The sequence below is a fragment of the Streptomyces sp. NPDC001920 genome, assembly GCF_053594495.1.
Window position 1 is genome coordinate 13,821 of the sequence record NZ_JBSFEP010000028.1, and the last position, 22,330, is coordinate 36,150.

Sequence of the window (22,330 nt, forward strand, 5' to 3'; positions counted from 1 at the left end):
CCTCCCCGTGGCCCGAAGGGGTGTGCCGGTCGTGGCGCCACCCGACGCGGATGCGAGCAGCCGTGCTTGAGCGGGCGACGGCGCCCTCGCCTGCGCCGGCCTCCGCCTCCCTCCCCCAGCCTCACTGTCGCGGCCCTGAAGCCCTCGGCACAGGGCCGGACGGTCCACGAGGGGCGCACCGTCCGGCCCTCGCTCCGCGACGTGGCCGCGATGACCGTGGTGGGAGAAGGGGTCCCGGCGACGCGGCGGGCCGGCGTCAGCCCGTCGTGCCGACGCACCGCCGTCCGAGCCTGTTGCCTCAAGGACCGAAGGCCCCCGGCATCGCCACTGCGGTCACCGCCGGATGACCTTCGGACTGTCCGAGGGGCCGATCGGCCCTGCCGACGCCGTCCCGGTGATCGGGACACTTGCCGTATCGGGACACTTGCCGTGAGGCCGTACGGAGCAGGCCGGGCCGCGGCGGCGCGCCGATGCTGCTGAACCTGACGGCGCCTGGCGAACATCTCTGCACGGCGGGCCGTGCCTGCGGACCGCACCGGTATCGGATTCATGGCTGACGGGGTGATCCCAATGGACGTCGACGAGGTACTGCTGCCCGGAGTGGGGATGCGGTACGAGTTCGTCACCCAGGACGGTGACAGGGTCGGGGTCGTCGCCCAGCGCTCGGGTGACTTCGAGCTGGTGCTGTATCCCGGTGACGATCCCGACGAAGCCCGCCCGGTGCTCCGGCTCACCAGCGAGGAAGCCGACACCCTCGCCGAGATCCTCGGTGCCCCGCGTATCGCGGAGCGGTTCGCCGACCTGACCCGCGAGGTCCCCGGACTCGGGGCCGAGCAGGTCGAGGTGCGCCCCGGCAGCCCGTTCGCCGGCCGTGCGCTGGGGGACACCCGGGCCCGGACCCGCACCGGCGCCTCCATCGTGGCCGTCGTCCGCGGCGAGGAGGTGATCGCCTCGCCCGGGCCGGAACAGCCTCTGCAGGCCGAAGACGTGCTGGTGGTCATCGGCACCCGCGAGGGCATCGCCGGAGTCCGGCGCCTCGTCCAGGGTTGACCGGTGCACACCCCCGTCGCCCTGCTGTTGGAGCTCGGGGTCATCCTGACCGCGCTGAGCGTGCTCGGCGCCGCCGCACGGCGTTTCGGTCTCTCCCCCGTGCCGCTGTATCTGGTGGCCGGTCTGGCACTGGGCGACGGCGGCCTCGCCGCGGTTCCGGCGGCCCGGGAGTTCGTCGACACCGGTGCCTCGATCGGTGTGATCCTGCTGTTGCTGGTCCTCGGCCTGGACTTCACCGTCCGGGAGTTCACCGCCAGCCTCCACCGCCACCGGGCGTCCGCCGTCGTCGATCTCGTCCTCAACGCGGCCCCCGGGGCCGTGGCGGGATGGCTGCTCGGCCTGGACGCCTCGGGGATTCTCGCCCTCGCCGGCGCCACCTACGTCTCTTCCTCCGGCATCGTCGCCCGCCTCCTGGCGGACCTGCGCCGGCTGGGCAACCGGGAGACCCCGGCGGTGCTGTCCGTGCTGGTGGTGGAGGACTTCGCCATGGCCGCCTACCTGCCCCTGCTCGCCGTCATCACCTCCGGCGGCACCTGGTGGCAGGCGCTGCTCGCCGTGCTGGTGGCCACGGGCGCGGTCGTCACGGCGATCGCAGCCTCCGGCCGGTGGGCGCATCACGTCGGCCGGATCCTGTCCCACCCCGACCAGGAGCAGGTGCTGCTCCGGGTTCTCGGCATCACCCTGATCGTCGCCGCGCTGGCCGAGACCATCCATGTCTCCGCCGCCGTCGGGGCCTTCCTGATCGGGCTGGCGCTGACCGGCACCGCCGCCGATCGGGCCCGGGCCGTCCTCAGCCCGCTGCGCGACCTGTTCGCGGCGGTCTTCTTCCTTGCCCTCGGCCTGTCCGTCGACCCCGGTGGTCTGCTGCCGATGCTGCCCTCCGCCGCGGCGCTGGCCCTGGTGGGCGTGGCCACCAAGCTGGCCGCAGGCTGGTACGCCGCCGGCCGCGACGGCGCGGGCCGCCGCGGCCGGGTGCGGGCCGGGACCGCGCTCATCGCCCGAGGCGAGTTCTCCGTCGTCATCATCGGCCTGGCCGGTCCCGCGCAGGACCGGCTCGGGGCCCTGGTCACCACGTATGTGATGCTCCTCGCCGTCTGCGGGCCCATCCTCACCCGCTTCGCCCCTGCCCGCCCTGCCGCCGCACTGCCCGTCCCGGTCGCCGGACCCGGCGCAGGGCCCCGCGACCGGCGCCCTCGGTGACGCTCGCCCGCTCCTCGCTCTCCGCACCACGGCGACCGGGGGGGTGCGTGATGCCGCGGGGCCCGGCCGACCGACCCGAGGAGCAGCCCGGCGCAACCGCCGCGCCCGCGACGGATCCTGCGGGGCGGACATCGGTGCGCTCGAACCCGCCCTACCCCGGGTTCCGACGACCACCGGCTCTGTCCCGCTTCACCCTCCAGGCGTCGCAGGGGCTGCGTGGCCCGGGCAACGGGGCTGGAGGTCCCCGGGGCGGAGCCGTTCGTTCGGCGCCCGGGTCCGGTCCACGGGCTCGGGCAGCGCGGGATCGTCGTGGGCGTGCCGGGGGTTCCTCCTCGGGAGGCTCCGGCGCACGGTGGTGATCTTTGTCCAGCGGGCAGAAACCCGCCCGGCGCCGCCGTTGCGCGGCCTTGGGTGAAAAGGGGCCGAACGGCCCCGCCACATCGGGCGCATCGGTCCAGGCGGCCGGCTCGATGAGGGCCGGACGGCAGCGCGGAGGGCTCCCCGCAGACCCTGTCCGGCGTACCGGCATGGGACGAGCATCGACAGCAGAGCCCGTCCGCGCCCCTCTGCGGACGGCGTCGCGAGCGATCCGGAGGCAGTAATGGCGACCGTGGCCCCGACAGGCGTGGAAACCACCGTGAGTGCGTCGAACGCGTGGCGTGGCTTCGCGGGGGGACGCTGGCGCGAGAACATCGACGTGCGTGACTTCATCCAGGCCAACTACACGCCCTACGAGGGCGGTTCGGGCTTTCTGGCGGGTCCCACGGACCGTACCCGCGCCGTCTGGGAGAAGGTCAGCGCACTGTTCCCCGAGGAGCGCGCGAAGGGCATCCACGACGTCGATGCCGCGACCCCGTCGACGATCACGTCGCATCGGCCCGGCTACATCGACCGGGACCGGGAGCTGATCGTCGGCCTTCAGACCGACGCCCCGCTGCGGCGCGCGATCATGCCCAACGGCGGCCTGCGGATGGTGGAGAACGGTCTGCGGGCGTACGGCTACGAGCCCGACCCCTTCGTGACGAAGGTGTTCGGCACCTACCGCAAGACCCACAACGACGGAGTCTTCGACGCCTACACCCCCGAGATGCGGGCCGCCCGCAAGGCCGGGATCATCACCGGACTGCCGGACGCCTACGGCCGCGGCCGGATCATCGGCGACTACCGGCGCGTCGCGCTGTACGGCACCGACCGGCTGATCGAGGCCAAGCGTGCCGAGCGGGCTCGGCTGGACGCACAGCCCTCCGGCCCGGACGTCATCCGCGACCGCGAGGAACTGGCCGAGCAGATCAGGGCGCTGGGCGAGCTGACCGAGATGGCCGCCTCCTACGGGTGCGACGTCTCCCGCCCCGCCGTCACGGCACACGAGGCCGTCCAGTGGCTCTATCTCGGCTTCCTGGCCGCGGTGAAGGAGCAGAACGGCGCCGCGATGTCGCTGGGCCGCACCTCCACCTTCCTGGACGTCTACCTCCAGCGGGACCTGGAGGAGCGGACCATCGGCGAGACCCGGGCCCAGGAGCTGATCGACGACTTCGTGATCAAGCTGCGGATCGTACGGTTCCTGCGCACCCCCGAGTACGACGCGCTGTTCTCCGGCGACCCGACCTGGGTGACGGAGTCCATCGGCGGCATCGGCACCGACGGCCGGCCGCTGGTCACCCGCACCTCGTTCCGTTTCCTGCAGACCCTGTACAACCTCGGGCCCGCCCCGGAGCCGAACCTGACCGTGCTGTGGTCGCCCCGGCTGCCGTCCGGCTTCAAGGAGTTCTGCGCGCAGGTCTCCATCGACACCAGCGCCGTCCAGTACGAGTCCGATGAGCAGATGCGGCCGCGCACCGGCGACGACACCGCCATCGCCTGCTGCGTGTCCGCCATGGCGGTGGGCAAGCAGATGCAGTTCTTCGGAGCGCGCGTCAACCTGGCCAAGGCGCTGCTGTACGCGGTGAACGGCGGCCGGGACGAGATGACCGGCGAGCAGATCGGGCCCGAGATGCCGCCGCTGACCGGCGAGTACCTGGATCACGACGAGCTGTCGGCGGCGTACGACCGGATGCTGGACTGGCTGGCGGAGGCGTACGTCAACACGCTCAACGTCATCCACTACATGCACGACAAGTACGCCTACGAACGCATCGAGATGGCGTTGCACGACCACCCCGTGCACCGCTTCATGGCGTGCGGGATCGCCGGGCTGTCGGTGGCGGTGGACAGTCTGTCCGCGGTGAAGCACGCGCGCGTGCGGGTGTTCCGTGACGCGACCGGGCTGGCCGTGGACTTCGAGACCCAGGGCGACTTCCCGGCGTACGGCAACAACGACGACCGCGCCGACGCCATCGCCGTCGACCTCGTGGAGTCGTTCATGGCCAAGGTGCGCAAGCACCCCACCTACCGCAACGCCGAGCACACCCAGTCGGTGCTGACCATCACCTCCAACGTGGTCTACGGCAAGCACACCGGCAACACCCCCGACGGCAGGCGTGCCGGGCAGCCCTTCGCGCCCGGCGCCAACCCCATGAACGGCCGCGACCGGCACGGGGTGGCCGCCTCGGCCCTGTCGGTGGCCAAGCTGCCGTACGAGGCGGCGCGCGACGGTATCTCGCTGACCACCACCATCACACCCGAGGGGCTCGGCCACGCCCCCGAGGAGCGCGCGGGCCACCTCGTCGGCATCCTCGACGCCTACATGGCGGCCGGCGGCTTCCACATGAACGTCAACGTGCTGAACCGGGCGGTGCTGGAGGACGCGATGGAGCACCCGGAGAAGTATCCGGAACTGACCATCCGGGTCTCCGGGTACGCCGTGAACTTCGTCCGGCTGACCCGTGAGCAGCAGCTCGACGTCATCAGCCGCACCTTCCACGGATCTCTGTGAGCGAGCGGGCCGTGATGGCGATGACGACAGACCGAGCGACAGGGAGCGGCCGGATGACCGGACCCGACCCGGCGGCCGGGGCCCGCCGGGTGACCGGGGCCGGCAGGGTGACGGGCCGGATCCACTCCTGGGACCTGTCCACCGGAGTGGACGGTCCCGGGACCCGGTTCGTGCTCTTCCTCAGCGGCTGCCCGCTGCGCTGCCTGTACTGCGCCAACCCGGACACCTGGCACATGCGCGACGGGCGGGAGACCAGCGTCGACGACGTCATGGCGGAGATCGACAAGTACCGCACGTTCATCGCCGCGGCGGGCGGTGGAGTCACCCTCACCGGCGGGGAAGCGCTGCTCCAGCCCGCCTTCACCGCCTCCGTCCTGCGCCGCTGCAAGGAAGCCGGGCTGCACACCGCCCTGGACACCTCCGGCTTCCTCGGGGCCCGCGCCACCGACGAACTCCTCGCCGACACCGACCTGGTGCTGCTGGACGTCAAGTCCTTCGACGTCAACACCTATCGCAAGCTGACCGGCGGCGAACTCGCCCCCACGCTCAGCTTCGCCACCCGACTGGACCGGCTCGGCATCCCGATGTGGATCCGCTACGTCCTCGTCCCCGGCTGGACCGACGACCCGGCGGCCGTCGACGGACTCGGCGCATTCCTCGCCGGCCTCGGCAGCGTCGACCGCGTGGACGTCCTGCCGTTCCACAAGCTCGGTGCCCACAAGTACGACGCCCTCGGGATTCCCTTCCCCCTGCGCGACACGCCCACCCCGACCTCGGAGCTCACCGATCGGGTGCGCGAGCAGTTCCGGGAGCACGGCCTGCGGGCTCTTTGACCTGGAGTGCACCAAGAATCCGCGAGGGAGCGCAGAAGAAATGACCACTCGTCATGTGACCGTCGGAGTGGACGGTTCCCTGGCCGCCACCTGGGCGCTCGACCGAGCCGCCGAGGAGGCGGAGCGCCGCGGCACCGCGTTGCACATCGTGTACGCCGTGCCCGACCGGGACGAGGCCGGACCGGTCCTGGCCTCGGCCGCCTCCCGGGTGCGCGCACGGCGCCCCGGACTGCCGATCGTGGCCTCGGCCGTCGAGGGGAGCCCCGCGCAGGCGCTGGTGAGCGAAGGAAGCGACGCCGAACTCACCGTGGTCGGCACCCGGGGGCTCGGCGGCGTCACCGGCAGGTTGTTCGGTTCGGTGAGCCTGCGCCTTGCCGCGCACACCCGCAGCCCTCTGCTCGTCGTACGGGGCGACCAGCCGTCCGGGGAGTCCGGCACGGTGCTGCTCGGCATCGAGAGCGACGCCGACGCCGACGCGGCGGCCTACGCATTCGCCGAGGCGGAACGCCGCACGGCACGGCTGAGCGTCGTGCATGCCTGGACGCACAGGCACCTCTCCCCCGAACTGCCGTCACTGGTGCCCGCGACGAGCCCGGGCCAGCAGGAGCACGCGCGGCGCACCCGGAGCGAGGAAGCGGTACCCCGCTTCACCCTGGCCGAGCTGGCGGAGCGATACCCGCACGTCGGCGTCGAGACCCGCACGGTGCGTACCGGGCCGGCGCAGGCACTCCTGACGGCCACCCGTGAGGCCGACATCGTCGTCATCGCCGCACACCGCGACCCCCATCGGCCCGGGGTGCACCTGGGGCCGGTCACCCACACCCTGCTGCATCACTCCCACTGCCCGGTCGTGATCGTGCCGGCCGGATGGAACAAGGGTTCTCTCACCTGAGGGCCTCGCGCGAACGGTCGACGTCGTCGGTCCGGCCCGGCGTTGCCCGAGGAGGAACCGTCTCGGCGGCAAGCTGCCGGGGCCGGTCGGTGCCCGCGCCGGGTGACGGCGGGCGCCTGACGGTTGTCCGCACCTGAGGAACGACATGCTGGAGGTCGCGATGACTGAATCTCCGTACACCGTGAGCGATGTGATGACGCACACCGTCGTCGCCGTCGGTGGGAAGGCGCTCTTCAAGGAGATCGTCGAGTTGTTCGACCAGTGGAAGGTCAGCGCGCTGCCCGTGCTGGAGGGCGAGGGACGGGTCGTCGGCGTGGTCTCCGAGGCCGACCTGCTGCCCAAGGAGGAGTTCCGGGACACCGACATGGGCGATCTCAAGGAGATGGAGAAGGCCGCCGGGGTGACCGCCGGCGAGCTGATGAGCACCCCGGCCGTGACCGTGCACGCCGACGCCTCCCTCGCCGAGGCTGCGCGCATCATGGCCCGTCGGCACGTCAAGCGCCTGCCCGTGGTGGATGCCGTCGGCGTCCTGCAAGGCGTGGTCAGCCGCAGCGATCTGCTGAAGGTCTTCCTCCGCTCCGACGAGGAGATCGCCGAGGAGATCCGGCACGGCGTCCTCACCCAGCTGCCGGTCACGCGGGATCTGAGCGTGACCGTGTCCGACGGTGTGGTCACCCTCGGCGGTCCCCTGGCCGACCGTGCGTTCGTGCCCCTCGTGACACGCGCCGTGCGTGCGGTGGAGGGCGTCGTCGACATCCGGCTGGATCCCACGCACCGATGAAGTACCTCGACGAGTCCGCGGTCCCGTCCGTCGCTGCTCTTCGTCCGAATCGGGTCCGCTCTGCCACGCGGTCTCCCCCTCACGGCCGCGTGGCCGCTTCGCCGCGTGGCCGCGCGACCGGTGGCAAAGGGGCCGTTCGGCCCCGGTGCGCACCCCGTCGGCCCCTGCCGGGCCCGTACCTGCCCGGCGATTCTGTTAGTGGAGAGCCCCGCATCGGAAGCCGGGGATCCACCAGGGAGGTGTTGGCCGTGCTTCGTCCTGTGGTCGTGGGTCTGGACGGTTCGCGTGAGAGCCTCGCTGCCGCCGACTGGGCGGCCCGCGAGGCGCTCAGGCGCGGCGTGCCGCTGCGCCTGGTGCACGCCTGGGAGGGCGGCGCGCCGCCCGACGAGTCGGAACTGCCGGAGCTGGAGGCACCGCGCTACTGGGCGCGGCGGATCCTGCGCGAAGCGAGGGACCGGCTCGACGAACGCTATCCGCAGGTGTTCGTGAGCTCCGACCAGATGTCCCGGCCCGCGGCCGACGCCTTGGTCGCGGCGGGCGACGAGGCCGAGCTGCTGGTCCTGGGGAGCCGGGCGTTCAGCGGCTTCGGCGGGTTCCTGGCCGGCTCGGTGGCGCTGGCGACGGTGGCTCATGTCACGCGGCCTGTGGTGCTCGTGAGGGCCGACCAGACGCTGGAGGACGAGCACGAGCAGGATGCCGAGCACCGGGCGTCGGCGCACACGCCGTACCGAGCCGTCGTGGTCGGCGTGGATCCGGCGAGTCCGGGTGAGGAACTGCTCGGGTTCGCCTTCGAGAGTGCGGCGCTGCGTGCCGCTCCCCTGCGGGTCGTGCACACGTGGCAGCTCCCGTACGTTCCCCGTGCGCTGGAGGCGAAGGCGCGCAGGGAAGTCGGGCAGGCCGCCGTGCGGGCGCTGGACGCCGTGCTCGCGCCGTGGCGGGCGAAGTTTCCCTCGGTCGAGGTCCACGAACTGGTTGAGGAAGGGCGTCCGGCGCAGCAGCTCCTGAACGCTGCGCAGGATGCGGGGCTCCTCGCCGTCGGCCGCCGGATCCGTCCGGCCAGGATCGGTGTGCACACCGGGCCGGTCGCGCACGCCGTGATCCACCACGTCCGTTGCCCTGTCGCGATCGTGCCGCACGAGTGATTCCCGCACCCGGCCGCGCCTGATCGGCCCGCCCCCTGCTGGAGAGGCGGCCGGGGTCCGCGACAGCAGCGCGCCGACCGCGTCCACCAAGACGCCGACCGGCAGGACGCGGGCAGCGCACCGGATGCGTATACACGACAGTGCCGACCGCCACCCGCGCCGACGGACACAGGGACGGCGACGACGATCGTCGGCCGCCGCGGATCCCCGCGCGAAATTGGGCCGGTCGGCCCTGTTCGTCGTGCCCGGATTCGAGAAGGATCTCCTCATGAAGGCCGACCCCGTCCTGGAGTGGGTGTCGGCACGGAGCGCATGAGCGAGGAGTATTTGATGGCGGTCAGCGAGCAGCCCGGTCCCGATGCCCCCATCCGGGTCTTCCTGCTGGACGACCACGAGGTGGTACGCCGGGGGGTGCACGACCTGCTGAACGACGAACCGGACATCACCGTGGTAGGCGAGGCCGGCACAGTCGAGCAGGCCTTGGCGCGTGTGCCGGCGCTCCGCCCGCAGGTGGCCGTGCTGGACGTCCGACTGCCCGACGGCGACGGCGTGACCGTGTGCCGTGAGCTGCGCTCGCGCATGCCGGAGCTGGCCTGCCTGATGCTGACCTCGTTCGACGACGAGGAGGCCCTGCTCGACTCGATCATGGCGGGCGCGTCCGGGTATGTCCTGAAGCAGATCCAGGGTTCGGACCTGGTGTCGGCCGTCCGCACGGTGGCCCGGGGGCAGTCCCTGCTCGATCCCAGCGCCACGACCAAGCTGATGGCCCGGCTTCGCGGAGGTCAGGAGCAGGAGCAGGAACCGGACGCGCTGCCGGGCCTGACCGACCGCGAGCGGGAGATTCTCGCCCTGATCGGCGAGGGCCTGACCAACCGGCAGATCGGTCAGCGCCTCTACCTCGCGGAGAAGACGGTCAAGAACCACATCTCCCGCTTGCTGGCCAAACTCGGTGTCGAGCGGCGCATCCAGGCAGCGGTGATCGCGACGCAGGCCAAGGACCGGCTCAAGCAGGAAGGGCGCTGATCGCCGGCGGCCCGTCCCATACGCATGGTCGGCTGCGTGTCTGAGGGAACGGCGTGCGGGCCTGTCGGCTCCGGCGTGGTCCCCGTGCGCCGGCCTGGCCCAGGGGCGCCCGGCCCCACGAGTGGGCCATCCGGCAGCAGGTCGAAGCCCTTCGGCATCCTGTGTCCTGACCGGGGCCGAGGTTCGATGAAGAGGGCAAGAGCACCACGGAAGGAGGCACACCGTGAGTACGTCACCGACTCCCGGCTTGTGGCGGCTGTCCGCCGTTCTTCTGGTGAGTTCCGCTGCGGTCGCGTTCGTGGTCAGCGCCGTGCTCGACGTGCTGGCGGAGCGGGCGGCGCAAGACCGCCTGGCCCGTCAGCGAGCGTCGGTCGGTTCGACGAGCGATGTGACGGCGACCGAGGAAAAGTCGACGCTCGCACTGCTGGCGATGCAGGAGCAGGGCGGGCTCGGAGTGCGTCCGCCTGTCGAGGCAGCGGTCGCCGGACAGTAGGGCCGGCCGGGCCCCTGGAGGGGCACTGCGGTCCCCGCGCACCAGGCGGTCCCCGCACGAGGCTACGAGTGAGCGGCCGGACCCGCCCGTGCCGGAGGTACCCATCGTGGTTCGGCACGTCACCGCAGGAGTCGACGGATCAGCGGAGAGTCTGTCAGCAGGGCACCGGGCGGCCCGGGAAGCCCTGCGTCGAGGAGCCCCGCTGCGGATCGTGCACGCATTGACCGAGACCGTCACCGAAGGGCGGGCCGCCGGCGAACTCGTACGTGCGTCGACCGGCCCCGCACTCGTCGTCGTGGGGCGGCGCACACGAGACGGTCACTTCGGCGTCCACATCGGGCCTGTGGCCCATGCTGTGCTCCACCCCACCGGCTGCCCTGTCGCCGTCGTACCGCACGCGTGACGCCGACCCCTCGGGGCGCCGTCGCGCGTGCCGGCAAGTGGGGGGCCGTACGTCCACGCTCGTGAGGCTCTCGGCCGGAACAGAACGGGCGTTGTCGATGGCCGGCGACCTTCCCGACGCCCTCGGCCACTTCCTGCTGTCTGCCTCGGGACCGCGCTCAGAGGCGGTCGGACCCAGGCCGCGGTCTCGGCAGGGGACGGGCCGGGTCGGACGGGATCAGATCATGGCAACGGCACCCGGCTCCTTCGACCGGCGCCGTTCGCCCCTCATTCCGCCTCCGACCCACCCCGGTCCGTCTCATCCGCGTCCGGTCAGCGGTGCGCCGGGCCGTAGTAGGCCGTGCGCATGATGTCCTGCATGTCGTCGAGCATGGGCATCCGAGGATTCGCGGGCGCGCACTGGTCCTCGTAGGCGTTGAGGGACTGCTGGGGCAGGGCGTCGAGAAAAGCGCGCTCGCCGACGCCGAGGGCCTGGAACGACGGCTCGATACCCACCGCGTCGCGCAACCGCTCCACGGCCAGGGCGAGGGACTCCACACCCTCCTGCGCCGTGGTGGCGGGCAGGCCGAGGGTGCGGGCGATGTCCTGGAAGCGTTCGGGAGCCCGGTAGTTCTCGTACTTGGGCCAGCCGGTGAGCTTGGTCGGGACGGTTCCGTTGTAGCGGATGACGTGCGGCAGCAGGACCGCGTTGGTGCGGCCGTGGGCGATGTGGAAGGTGGCGCCGAGGGTGTGGGACATGGCGTGGACGATGCCGAGGAAGGCGTTGCCGAAGGCCATGCCCGCGATGGTGCCGGCGTTGTGCATCTTCTCCCGGGCCTGAGCCGAGCCGTCGCGGTCGTTCACGGCCGCTTCGATGTGCTCGAAGATCAGCCGGATCGCGTGCAGCGCGAGGCCGTCGGTGAAGTCGTTGGCGTACACGGACACGTACGCCTCGATGGCGTGGGTGAGGGCGTCGAAGCCGCTGTCGGCGGCCAGCGCCGGGGGCAGCGCGGTGGTGAGGAGGGGGTCGACGATGGCCACGCTCGGGGTGAGCGCGTAGTCGGCCAGCGGGTACTTCTTGCCGGTCGCCGGGTCGGAGATGACCGCGAACGGCGTGACCTCCGCTCCGGTGCCCGACGTGGTGGGCACGCACACCAGGCGGGCCCGGCTGCCCAGCGTCGGGAAACGGAAGGCGCGCTTGCGGATGTCGGAGAACTTCTGCCGCATGTCCGCGAAGTCGATGTCCGGCTGCTCGTACAGCAGCCACATCACCTTCGCCGCGTCCATCGGCGAGCCGCCGCCCAGCGCGATGATCGTGTCCGGCCGGAAGTCCCGCATGAGGCCGGCGCCGCGCTGAACGGAGTCGATGCTCGGCTCCGGCTCGACGTTGTCGATGATCTGCACGGTCACCGGCTCACCGCGGCGCTGCAGGACGCGGCTGACGCGGTCGACGAATCCGAGGCGGGTCATGGTCGCGTCGGTCACGATGGTGACGCGGTGGACGTCCGGCATGGCCTGCAGGTAGCGGATGGCCTGCGGCTCGAAGTAGATCTTCGGCGGGACCTTGAACCACTGCAGGTTGTTGCGACGGGTGGAGACCCGCTTGACGTTCAGCAGCTGGGCGGCGGAGACGTTGTTGGACACCGAGGTGCTCCCCCAGGAGCCGCAGCCGAGCGTGAGCGACGGCAGCAGGCCGTTGTAGATGCCGCCGATGGCGCCCTGCGAGGAGGGCGAGTTGACGATGACACGGACGGTCTTCATACGACGGCCGTACGCCTCCGCGAGCTCGCGGTCCTCGGTGTGGATGACGGAGCTGTGGCCCTGGCCGTGGAAGGCGACCATGTCGGCGGCCAGGTCGAAGCCCTGCTGCTCGGAGCCGGCGCGCAGCACGGCGAGCACCGGGCACAGCTTCTCGCGGGTCAGCGGCTCGTCGGGGCCGACCCGCCCGGCCTCGACCAGGATGATCGAGGTGTCGGTGGGGACGGTGAACTCGGCCTGTTCGGCTATCCACGCCGCACTCTGCCCGACGGCCGCGGAGTTCACCTTGGGCTCGCAGCCGCCGCCCGCGGCCTTGCCGGCCGGGAAGAGGAAGGCTTCCAGCTTCGCCTTCTCCTCGGCGGTCGCCACATAGGCGTGCAGAGCGCGGAACCCGGCCAGGGCGGCGTCGTAGATCTCGTCGTCGAGGACGACGGCCTGCTCGGAGGCGCAGATCATCCCGTTGTCGAACGACTTGGACAGCACCAGGTCGTTGACGGCCCGGCCCAGCTTCGCGCTCCTGTGCACGTAGGCGGGAACATTGCCGGCGCCCACGCCCAGGGCGGGCTTGCCGGCCGAGTAGGCGGCCTTGACCATGGCGTTGCCGCCGGTGGCGAGGATGAGGGAGACACCAGGGTGGTGCATGAGCGTCCTGGTCGCCTCCACCGACGGCGTCTCGATCCACTGGACACAGTGCTCGGGCGCGCCCGCGGCCACGGCGGCGTCCCGCACGATGCGGGCCGCCTCCGCACTGCAGCGCTGGGCGGAGGGGTGGAAGGCGAAGACGACCGGGTTGCGGGTCTTCAGCGCCATCAGCGCCTTGAAGATCGTGGTGGAGGTCGGGTTGGTGACCGGGGTGACGGCGGCGACCACGCCCACCGGTTCCGCGATCTCGACCATGTCCTCGATGTCGTCGCGGGCGATCACACCGACGGTCTTCATGTGGCCCATGCTGTGGGTGACGTGCTCGCAGGCGAACATGTTCTTCGCGGCCTTGTCCTCGAAGACCCCTCGTCCGGTCTCCTCCACCGCGAGCCGGGCCAGCGCGGTGTGCTGGTCCAGGGCGGCGACCGAAGCCTTCTTGACGATGTGGTCGACCTGCTCCTGGGTCAGCGGCTCGTAGTCGGCCAGCGCCTTGAGCCCGTTCGTGACCAGCCGGTCCACGGTGATCGCGGTGTCTGAAGGTCCGCTCTGCCGGGCGGTGGTCCGGCTGCGGTCGTCCTCACGGGCCATGTAAATACGCCTCCTTGACAGGCATGCCGAAGCGGTGGCTCCGGCATTGGTGGAGGGAGCGGCAGGGGGGGATCGGTACCGCTCCCCATGCAACGGTCTCTCGGTGAGGCGCTCGCTCCCAGGTGCCGAGGGGTCCCCCCTCGGGACCGACCGGCCCGCAGATCCAGGGCCGGTCGGCCCCGGGGCCGCGGAAGTTCCGCCGGCGACGCCGGAGCGGCCACCGGGTCCTCACCGGTTGTCGCTGCCCTCGGTGTCCGGGAGTGCCGCCCGGCCCGCTTCAGGCGGGAGACCGGGACGCGGAACGGGGAGCAGGAGACATGGTCCAGGCCCGCGCCGTGGAAGAAGTGCACCGAGTCAGGGTCTCCGCCGTGCTCGCCGCAGACTCTTCAGCAACGCCCCGGACGCCATATCGGCTGTCCGTTCGACGGCGACCGGCACATCCGGATACTTCGCCACGAGATCCTGCCCGGCCTCGCTCAGCAGCTGCTGCGCCCACCGCTTGTGGGCTGCCGACTCCTGGGCGGAGGGAACGTCCACCGGCCGCCGGATCCAGGCGGTGACCAGGCGCAACGGCAGACCTCGACGCTGAGCCTCGCGGGCAGCCCGGTCAGCAGCGGCACGACTCTCGGCGCAACCGTCGAGCCGACGACGAGGGGGAAAGCATGGAGGCACCTCCGTACGGGGTCACTTCCTGCGCGGGCCTCGGCACGCCGGCGGCCCGGGAATCCGGCGGATCCGCGCGCCACCTCCTGGTGACCACGCGGATCCGCCGGCCCCCCGCTTCGATGGTCGCGACGAAACGGTCCACGGGCCCAGGGACCGCTGGTCCTGTCCCACGGCCACTCGGCCCTCCGGCCGGGACCCGCTCGGCCCCACCGCGGCCCCGGGAGGGACGACGAAGATGACCGTGCGGGTCGGAATCAACGGATTCGGACGTATCGGGCGCAACCATCTGCGCTTGGCGCTGGAGCGCGCGGAGGCGGGCACCGGCACGCCGGTCGAGGTGGTGGCGGTCAGCGACGTCACCTCCCCAGCGGCACTCGCCCACCTGCTCGCCTTCGACTCGACGTACGGCAGGCTGGCCCGCACGGTCGAGCACGACGACACCTCGATCACGGTCGACGGCCACCGCATCGCCGTGACCGCCGAGCGCGACCCGGCCGCCCTGAACCGGGCCGGCCTCCCCGGCTCCCGTTCCGTTCCACCGGACAGCCGCGTCCGGATACGGTGAGGTCGCGGGAACGGTCTGCCGTTCCTGCCCCAGTCACGGGGAAGCGCACACGGAGGAAGCGGTGGAGAGCGCCAACGACGGCCACGTTCGGTTGCCCCAGCTCAGGCTGGACGAGCTCCTGGAAGAGCTCCAGGCCCGGCTGGACGCGGCACGTGGCACGCGGGACCGGGTGCACAGTCTGCTGGAGGCCGTCCTTTCGGTGGGCCGCGAACTGGACCTGGAGCAGGCCCTGCGCAGCATCGTGGAAGCCGCGGCCACGCTGGTCGAAGCCCAGTACGCGGCCCTCGGGGTCATCGGACCGGACGGCAAGCGGCTGTCGGAATTCCTCACCGTCGGCGTGACCGAGGAGCAGATCGCCGAGATCGGGCCCTTTCCGTCCGGGCACGGCATCCTCGGCGAGTTGATCAGGAACCCGGAGCCGCTGCGACTGGCGAAGCTCTCCGACCACCCTGCTTCGTACGGGTTCCCACCGCACCACCCCCCGATGAACACCTTCCTCGGCGTTCCGATCCGAGTCCGCGATCATGTTTTCGGCAACCTCTACCTCACCGAGAAGCGCGGCGGCGGGCAGTTCGACGAGGAGGACGAGTCGGTCCTGGCGACCCTGGCCGTGGCGGCCGGTGTGGCGATCGACAACGCCCGCCTGTACGAGGAGTCCACCCGGCGCGAGCGCTGGCTGCGCGCGAGCGGGGAGATCACCCACAGTCTGATGTCCGGCAGCCCGGGCACCGAGGTCCTCGGTGTCATCGCCGAGCGGGCGCGGGAGATCGCCGGTGCCGAACTGGCCGCGGTCGCCGTGCCGGTACCGAACACCGACACCCTGGCCGTGGAGCTGGCCATCGGACAGGAGGCGGAGACGCACCGCGGCCTGGTGCTGCCGGTCGAAGGCAGCCTGGTCGGCGCGGCGTTCTCCGCCGCCGAGCCCGTGACGAGCGCGGACGTCACGAGCGACGCGCGTATCTCGGCCGGTCCGCCGCGGTTCACGGGGCTCGGCCCCGCCGTGGCCGTACCCATCGGCACCCGGGACGGAGTCCGGGGTGTGCTGCTGCTGGTACGGGCGGCCGGACGCACCGTCTTCACCGAGGCGGAGACCGCGCCGCTGATGGTCTTCGCGGGGCAGGCGGCCGTGGCCATGGAACTGGCCGAGCGACGGGCCGACGCGGAGCAGATCGCGCTGCTCGCCGACCGGGACCGCATCGCCCGGGACCTGCACGACCTGGCCATCCAACGGCTCTTCGCCACCGGGATGACGCTGCAGAGCGCCGGACGCCTCATCGACCACCCCGACGCGTCCGAGCGGGTGCTGCGGGCGGTCGACGATCTGGACGAGACCATCAAGATCATCCGGTCGACGATCTTCGGGCTGCGCGCGAGGGAGACCAGCGGCAAGGAGACGCTGCGCTCCCGCGCGGCACGGACCGCCGGGGAAGCGGCCCCGGTTCTCGGTTTCGCCCCCGGCCTGCGGATGGAGGGTCTGCTGGACACCAACGTGCCCCCGGAGATCGCCGACCACGTGGTGGCCGTGCTGTCCGAGGCGCTGACGAACGTGGCCCGCCACGCCAGGGCGAGCCGAGTGGACGTGAGTCTGAAGACGAACGCCGTCGAAGTGACCCTCACCGTCACGGACGACGGCGTCGGCATCCCGCCCGAAGGGCGCCGCAGCGGCCTGCGCAACCTCGCCGAGCGCGCCGAGCAGTTGGGGGGAGCGTTCGATCTCACCAGCCCGCCGGGCGGTGGGACCACGCTGACCTGGCGGGCCCCGGTCGGGACGCACTGACTGGAGGGCGGGCGCCGTCCTGCCACCGGGCGCCTTCCCACCTCCGGTGCGGTGCACCGGCGCCGAGCCGGCTGTCGCGGCTGCGAGCCGGCTGTCGCGGTTGCGGTGCATGGCCCAGTCGATGCCAGGGTGGCCACGATCACGGGTCCGGCGGTGCGGCGTCGGTAGATCCGGTGGCGCCGCTTGGGCAGCCGCGCGGCTCGAACTCGGCCTGTAGGGGGCCAGGAGGCCCCCGGACGGCCGTGCACGTCATGCGATCTCCAGTACGTCCCTCACCGGACGGCGGGGTGTGGCCGGGCCTCTCGGCCCGTAGCCGAGCCGCAGCACCATCTGGACCTGCCCGGTGCCTGCTGCCGGGTCGCGGGCCAGCAGGCGCAGCTCGCGGTCCTCCAGCGCGTGGGAGGTCAGGGAGGTGGCCAGGTCGACCAGGGTGGCCTCCAGCAGGACTCGTTCCAGGGCCTGACCGGCGCGCAGCCAGTCGGCGCGGCCGTCGCCGGGGGTGCTCAGCAGGGCGAGGTGCGGTGTGTGCTCAAAGGTGGTGGTGCCACGGTCGGCTACCGGCCGACGCCCGGCGAAGTCCCGTACGGGAGCCTTGCCGTCCCGTTTGCGCGGACCGAAGGCGTATTCGGGGACGCCGTCGACCGCGGTGTCCGCCTCCGGCCCGAGCCGGGTCCAGCGAACCAGGTCCTCGTTGGCGTCGGTGTCCAGCGTGTCGCGGCTCTCGGCGTCGCTGACCAGGTCGAGCACGGTCTCGGCATGCCAGGCACCGGGGAAGAGCAGCACGGCTCCTTCCTGCGCCGCGGCGTTGCGCAAGGAGGCCTGCACGTCATCGGGGATGTCCTTCTCGGAGAAGGGATGGCGACTGGTGTGCCGTTGCCGGATCGCCGGGTGCAGCCGCGTCAGTTCCTCGTCCTGTGTGTTTTCGGGCGGATCGGCCAGATGGACGGCGGCGAGCAGCAGCGGGTCGTCGGGCTCGGGCAGCAGCGTCGCCTCCGGGACGAGGCCCGCGTGCGCAGCCGCGACGCGCAGGTTGAACAGTGCCGCCCCGCACCCGATGTGCAGCGCCCGGTTGTCGGGATCGGACCGCGGCATGGCCCGCCCGGGGTCGGCCCGCAGCAGCAGCACACGCTCGCCGCTCAGGTGGCGAAAGCGCCACGGCTGCGCGTTGTGCATGGACGGCGCTGCGGTGGCCTCGGCCACCAACAGGGTCACGGTCTTCTCGTCGAGTGGTCGCTCTGCCATGGCATCCTCCTCACACGGCGCCGGTCGGACACGGATCCGGACCGCCGGGTACCCCGACCGGCGAACCGGCCCGCGCTCCCGCCCTCCGCAGATGTCCCTACCTCCACACATCACGCCGCGACGAGACCTGCAAGGCCCCCATCGTCCCTGGACCGGGGCCGACCGGCCCCTCTCGCACCGCCACCGCGGTGCGCCCGCGGTCAGGCACGGGCATCGCGGCCGTGCCGTCCGTGACCAGGCAGCTCCCCGCGGCGGTCCCGGCGGCCGACCACGTCCTCGGCGTCTCCCGCGAGACATCGCCCAGGGCTGCGGCACCCGTCGACTCGGCTCGACGTCCGGCTCGGGCTCGGGCTCGGGCTCGGCGGGCAGGCCGTAGGCGATGGAGGGCGGCCGGTTCCAGCCGTGCACGGCCTTCGGCACGGCCCCGCGGTGGCGGCCTCCCCGAAGGCGAAAGCGATCACCGCATCACCGCATCACCGAAGTGGCCGGTGTCGAGGCCGAGCACCGAGCGCCGGCACGCGGGGCGGCTGACGGGATGCCCGCGGGGTCCTGCCTGCTCGTCCGGACCCGGCGAGGACCCCCCGGCCCCGCCCGGCCCGGCCCTCGCGAGCCGAGGAGCAGCGACTCGGCGTCCTTCGCCGCCTCGGCCGACGCGTCCGTCGGCCTTCCCGAGACCGGCTCCCCGGCCCTGTCCGCCCCGGGGACGGGCGGCGTCCCTCGGCGGCCTTACGCGGGGGTCCGCCCGCGCCGGTGCTGCTGCGTCCCGGCACCCGGGCCGGACAGGGCCGACAGGAGGTCGTCCCGGTGCCGGGCGGCCCCTCGCCGGACCAGGTCGTGGGACCGATGGTCCTGAACCGGCGGGGCCGTTCGGCCTCACTTGGCCGATCGCCGTGAAACAGCGCCGAAACGTGGTCGGACGCCTGCTACACAGAAGGTGCCGCCCGATGCGATGCGGCGCTCTTCCCACCCCACCCCCTGCCCGGGAGGCTCCATGCTGTCCGCAGAATCCGCCGCCGTGGTCCGTGCCACGCTGCCTGTCGTGGCCGGCGCGCTCGACGAGATCACGACGCGCTTCTACGGCGCGATGTTCCGCGACCGGCCGGAGCTGCTCGACGGGATGTTCAACCGCGGCAACCAGGCCGGCGGGACACAGCGCCGCGCGCTGGCCGGCTCCATCGCCGGGTTCGCGACCGCGCTGCTCGACGATCCGGACACCCGCCCGGACGCGCTGCTGGAGCGGATCGCGCACAAGCACGCCGCGGTCGGCGTCACCGACGACCAGTACACGATCGTGCACAAGTACCTGTTCGGCGCGATAGCCGAGGTCCTCGGCGACGCGGTCACCCCTCAGGTGGCGGCCGCCTGGGACGAGGTGTACTGGCTGATGGCGGGCGCCCTGATCGGCCGTGAGGCCCGCCTGTACCAGGACGCGGGCGTGGAGCCCGGCAAGATCTGGCGGCAGTGGACGGTCGTCGAGCGCCGCACCGAAACCCCGGACGTCGTGTCCTTCCTGCTCCGACCGGCTGACGGCCGGCCGGCACCGCGGGCGCGGGCGGGCCAGTACGTGAGCGTACGGGTGCTGATGGCCGACGGGGTGCACCAACTGCGCCAGTACAGCCTGTCCTGCGACCCGGGCGGGGATCTGCGGCGCATCACCGTCAAACGGGTCGCCGGCGCCTCCGGCCTGCCGGACGGCGAGGTCTCCAACCTGCTGCACGACCAGGTGCGGGAGGGCGACGCCCTGACGCTGTCCGCACCCTTCGGCGATGTCTTCCTCGACGACCCGGCCGACGCCACCACTCCGGTCGTACTCGTCTCCGCGGGCATCGGCGGCACCCCCATGACGGGCATGCTGGCCCATCTGGCCGCCCTCGGTTCGTCCCGGCCGGTGCTGGTCCTGCACGCCGACCGCTCCCCCGCCGACCACGCCCTGCGCACCGAGACACGTGAGCTGCTCGGGCGACTGCCGAGCGCTCGCGGGGTCTTCTGGTACGAGCGGCCCGGCCCGCAGGAACCCGACGCGCGCGAGGGCCTGATGAACCTCGACGGCATCGAACTGCCCGACGACGCCACCGTGTTCCTGTGCGGCCCGTTGCCGTTCATGCGGGAGGTACGCGGGCAGCTGCTGGCCGCCGGCGTCCCGGCGCGCAGCATCCGCTACGAGGTCTTCGGCCCCGATCTCTGGCTGCCCGGCCCCACCGCCTGAAATCTGCCCTCGAGAAAGGGAATCACCATGACCAGCGACAAGGCCCAGGCCGCGCCCACCGTGCGGCTGCGTTCCGAGGGCCCGGTGGACGAGGACACGCTCGACTACGCCCGTACGAAGATCGACGCCGCCGTGAACCGGCCGGGGCTGCCCGTCGTCACCGGCGAGGTCCGGATCGTGTGGGCGGCCTCCCACACCGCGGAACACCCCTGGTCGGCCACGGCCGATCTGCGCGTCGGTGGCCGACAGGTGGTCGTCCTCGCCGAGGAGGCCACCGGCCGGGAGGTCGTCGACAAACTGCATGACCGGCTGCGCCACCAGACCCGCAAGGCCGCGCACGCCTGGGACGACGGCCACCGGGCGGCGGCACCGCCGTGGCGTGGCGGTCGGCAGTCCGCATAGGTCCACGACGAGAGACGGCCCCGTCGGTGACGGTCCACCGGCCGGGCCGTCGGCCCCTGCCCGCCCATGCCGCGGCGTCTCCCATGGGGCCGTCCGGCCCAGGCCGGTGACCAACGGCCCACTGACGGCGCCCCGGACACCGGAAACAGTAAGACCTGCGGTTGTCACCGACCGTATGGAACGAGGAGTTGTGTGATGGCGAAGGCGTACCTGGTGGGCAGTGGAATCGCGGCGCTTGCCGCGGCCACGTTCCTGATCCGCGACGGCGGATTCGACGGAGCGGACATCCACCTCTTCGAGGAGCAGCGGCGGATCGGTGGCAGCCTGGACGCGGGCGGTACGGCCGACGCCGGTTACACCATGCGCGGTGGACGAATGTTCGAGGCCGAGTACCGCTGCACGTACGACCTGCTGTCCGGCATCCCCACCCTCGACGACCCCTCGGTGTCCGTGACGCAGGAGATACTCGCCGATCACGAGGACTTCGCCTGGGACGACATCGCCCGCCTCGTCGACGGCGACGGGAAGATCCGTGACACCCGCTCGATGGGATTCTCCGAGCGCGACCGGCTGGAGCTGGTCCGCTGCCTGGCCACCCCTGAGGGGCACCTGGACGGCAAGCGGATCACCGACTGCTTCGGCGAACACTTCTTCACGACGAACTTCTGGTTCCTGTGGTGCACCACGTTCGCCTTCCAGCCCTGGCACAGCGCCATCGAGTTCCGCCGCTACCTCAAGCGCTTCGTCCATCTCCTCCCCGACATCTCGTCCTTGTCCGGCATCCATCACACCCGCTACAACCAGTACGACTCCATCGTGCGGCCCCTGACCATCTGGCTGCGCGAACGGGGCGTCACCGTCCACACCGGATGCCGCGTCACCGACCTCGGGCTCGCACCGGGCCGCCGCAGTACGCGGGTTGAGCGCATCCACCTGTCCCACAGCGGCCGTGACGAGCAGATCGAGGTGGCACCCGAAGACCTGGTCCTGGTCACCAACGGCTCCATGACCGACGCCGCGACCCTCGGCTCGCACACCACCGCACCGCCCCCGCGTCCCCACCGCTCCGACGCCTGGCTGCTCTGGCACCGCCTCGCACGCGGCCGCGACGACTTCGGTGACCCGGCCGCCTTCGACAAGCGCGTCAAGGAGTCACGCTGGGAGTCGTTCACCGTGACGACGAAGGACCCGGCATTTCTCAGGGCGCTGGAGGAGTTCAGCGGGCGCGAGACCGGCAGGGGCGGTCTGATGACCTTCACCGACTCCAACTGGCTGCTCACCCTCGTGGCCAACCGCCAGCCCGTCTACCGCGACCAGCCCGAGGACGTCTCGGTCTGGTGGGGATACGCCCTGCACCCCGGCCGCGAGGGCAACCACACGCCGAAGCCGATGACGATGTGCTCCGGCCGGGAGATCCTCGACGAGGTCCTGCACCACCTCCCCTTCGACGAGTCGCTCGCGGACCGCGTGCTGAGGACGTCTACTGTCGTTCCCTGCCTGATGCCGTACATCACCAGCCAGTTCCTGGCCCGCCGCCGCGATGACCGGCCGAAGGTCGTACCCGAGGGGTCGGTGAACCTGGCCTTCATCGGCCAGTTCGCCGAGGTGCCCGACGACGTCGTCTTCACCGTCGAGTATTCGGTGCGCACCGCCTGGACAGCGGTGGCCCGCCTCCTGCACCTCGACAGGCAACCGCCCCAGGTCTACAGAGGCCACCACGATCCCCACGTGCTGGCCGCCGCCCTGGAGACCATGCACCGCCGGTGACCCGAAGCGTGATCAGGTGACGGCCGGCCGCGCCACCGCGGCCGCTCGTT

The 22,330-nt window shown here is 71.9% G+C and carries 17 protein-coding genes and 2 pseudogenes; 15 read left to right on the forward strand and 4 right to left on the reverse strand.

Annotation, left to right across the window (positions count from 1 at the left end; all coding sequences use genetic code 11):
- Window positions 1-570 precede the first annotated feature (570 nt).
- The 10 genes from ACWCPI_RS34860 (at window position 571) to ACWCPI_RS34905 (ending at window position 10,689) form a co-directional block, all read left to right on the forward strand.
- Window positions 571-1,050, forward strand: coding sequence for a cation:proton antiporter regulatory subunit (locus ACWCPI_RS34860; RefSeq protein WP_451041960.1), 480 nt, complete (start codon window positions 571-573; stop codon window positions 1,048-1,050).
- A 3-nt stretch (window positions 1,051-1,053) separates the two neighbouring features.
- Window positions 1,054-2,250 carry a cation:proton antiporter gene (locus tag ACWCPI_RS34865; protein WP_451041961.1) on the forward strand — a complete coding sequence of 399 codons (1,197 nt, stop codon included), beginning with the start codon at window positions 1,054-1,056 and terminating at the stop codon, window positions 2,248-2,250.
- A 601-nt stretch (window positions 2,251-2,851) separates the two neighbouring features.
- Window positions 2,852-5,122, forward strand: a complete 2,271-nt coding sequence (pflB, locus tag ACWCPI_RS34870; RefSeq protein ID WP_451041962.1) for a formate C-acetyltransferase — start codon at window positions 2,852-2,854, stop codon at window positions 5,120-5,122.
- 53 nt (window positions 5,123-5,175) lie between these two features.
- Window positions 5,176-5,955, forward strand: coding sequence for a pyruvate formate-lyase-activating protein (gene pflA / locus ACWCPI_RS34875; protein ID WP_451041963.1), 780 nt, complete (start codon window positions 5,176-5,178; stop codon window positions 5,953-5,955).
- Between the two features lie 40 nt (window positions 5,956-5,995).
- Window positions 5,996-6,847 (forward strand): universal stress protein, encoded by an 852-nt coding sequence (locus ACWCPI_RS34880; RefSeq protein ID WP_451041964.1) that lies wholly within the window; start codon window positions 5,996-5,998, stop codon window positions 6,845-6,847.
- A 160-nt stretch (window positions 6,848-7,007) separates the two neighbouring features.
- Window positions 7,008-7,628: a CBS domain-containing protein gene (locus ACWCPI_RS34885; RefSeq protein ID WP_451041965.1), complete on the forward strand. Its 621-nt coding sequence runs from the start codon at window positions 7,008-7,010 to the stop codon at window positions 7,626-7,628.
- Between the two features lie 248 nt (window positions 7,629-7,876).
- Window positions 7,877-8,770, forward strand: coding sequence for a universal stress protein (locus ACWCPI_RS34890; protein ID WP_451041966.1), 894 nt, complete (start codon window positions 7,877-7,879; stop codon window positions 8,768-8,770).
- Window positions 8,771-9,100: 330 nt separating this feature from the next.
- Window positions 9,101-9,793 (forward strand): response regulator, encoded by a 693-nt coding sequence (locus ACWCPI_RS34895; protein ID WP_451042033.1) that lies wholly within the window; start codon window positions 9,101-9,103, stop codon window positions 9,791-9,793.
- Window positions 9,794-10,016: 223 nt separating this feature from the next.
- Window positions 10,017-10,286: a hypothetical protein gene (locus tag ACWCPI_RS34900; protein ID WP_451041967.1), complete on the forward strand. Its 270-nt coding sequence runs from the start codon at window positions 10,017-10,019 to the stop codon at window positions 10,284-10,286.
- Between the two features lie 106 nt (window positions 10,287-10,392).
- Window positions 10,393-10,689, forward strand: a complete 297-nt coding sequence (locus ACWCPI_RS34905; protein ID WP_451042034.1) for a universal stress protein — start codon at window positions 10,393-10,395, stop codon at window positions 10,687-10,689.
- A 311-nt stretch (window positions 10,690-11,000) separates the two neighbouring features.
- Here ACWCPI_RS34905 and adhE read toward each other — a convergent pair whose 3' ends face one another.
- From adhE to ACWCPI_RS34920, 3 genes and pseudogenes are all read right to left on the reverse strand, one after another.
- Complete coding sequence (gene adhE / locus ACWCPI_RS34910) at window positions 11,001-13,655, reverse strand: bifunctional acetaldehyde-CoA/alcohol dehydrogenase (RefSeq protein WP_451041968.1); 2,655 nt, start codon at window positions 13,653-13,655, stop codon at window positions 11,001-11,003.
- Window positions 13,656-13,883: 228 nt separating this feature from the next.
- Window positions 13,884-14,038: pseudogene (locus ACWCPI_RS34915) on the reverse strand (putative PEP-binding protein); the annotation flags it as partial.
- The gene (locus ACWCPI_RS34920) at window positions 14,010-14,327 is read right to left on the reverse strand and encodes a universal stress protein (RefSeq protein ID WP_451041969.1); all 318 of its coding nucleotides are present in this window, start codon (window positions 14,325-14,327) and stop codon (window positions 14,010-14,012) included. The pseudogene ACWCPI_RS34915 and the gene ACWCPI_RS34920, both read right to left, overlap by 29 nt.
- 229 nt (window positions 14,328-14,556) lie before the next feature.
- Here ACWCPI_RS34920 and ACWCPI_RS34925 point away from each other — a divergent pair.
- A pseudogene (locus ACWCPI_RS34925) lies at window positions 14,557-14,838 on the forward strand (glyceraldehyde 3-phosphate dehydrogenase NAD-binding domain-containing protein); the annotation flags it as partial.
- A 109-nt stretch (window positions 14,839-14,947) separates the two neighbouring features.
- A complete protein-coding gene (locus ACWCPI_RS34930; RefSeq protein ID WP_451041970.1) occupies window positions 14,948-16,663 on the forward strand; it encodes a sensor histidine kinase in 1,716 nt (571 codons plus the stop codon).
- A gap of 249 nt (window positions 16,664-16,912) precedes the next feature.
- On the opposite strand, the gene ACWCPI_RS34935 is transcribed toward ACWCPI_RS34930, so the two are convergent.
- Window positions 16,913-17,905, reverse strand: a complete 993-nt coding sequence (locus ACWCPI_RS34935; RefSeq protein WP_451041971.1) for an Acg family FMN-binding oxidoreductase — start codon at window positions 17,903-17,905, stop codon at window positions 16,913-16,915.
- A 991-nt stretch (window positions 17,906-18,896) separates the two neighbouring features.
- Between ACWCPI_RS34935 and ACWCPI_RS34940 the strand changes: the two genes are divergently transcribed.
- The 3 genes from ACWCPI_RS34940 (at window position 18,897) to ACWCPI_RS34950 (ending at window position 22,280) form a co-directional block, all read left to right on the forward strand.
- Window positions 18,897-20,111: a globin domain-containing protein gene (locus tag ACWCPI_RS34940; RefSeq protein ID WP_451041972.1), complete on the forward strand. Its 1,215-nt coding sequence runs from the start codon at window positions 18,897-18,899 to the stop codon at window positions 20,109-20,111.
- A gap of 27 nt (window positions 20,112-20,138) precedes the next feature.
- On the forward strand, window positions 20,139-20,513 hold the full coding sequence (locus ACWCPI_RS34945) for a hypothetical protein (RefSeq protein WP_451041973.1): 375 nt from the start codon (window positions 20,139-20,141) through the stop codon (window positions 20,511-20,513).
- 66 nt (window positions 20,514-20,579) lie between these two features.
- Window positions 20,580-22,280, forward strand: coding sequence for an oleate hydratase (locus ACWCPI_RS34950; RefSeq protein WP_451041974.1), 1,701 nt, complete (start codon window positions 20,580-20,582; stop codon window positions 22,278-22,280).
- The last annotated feature ends 50 nt before the right edge of the window (window positions 22,281-22,330 follow it).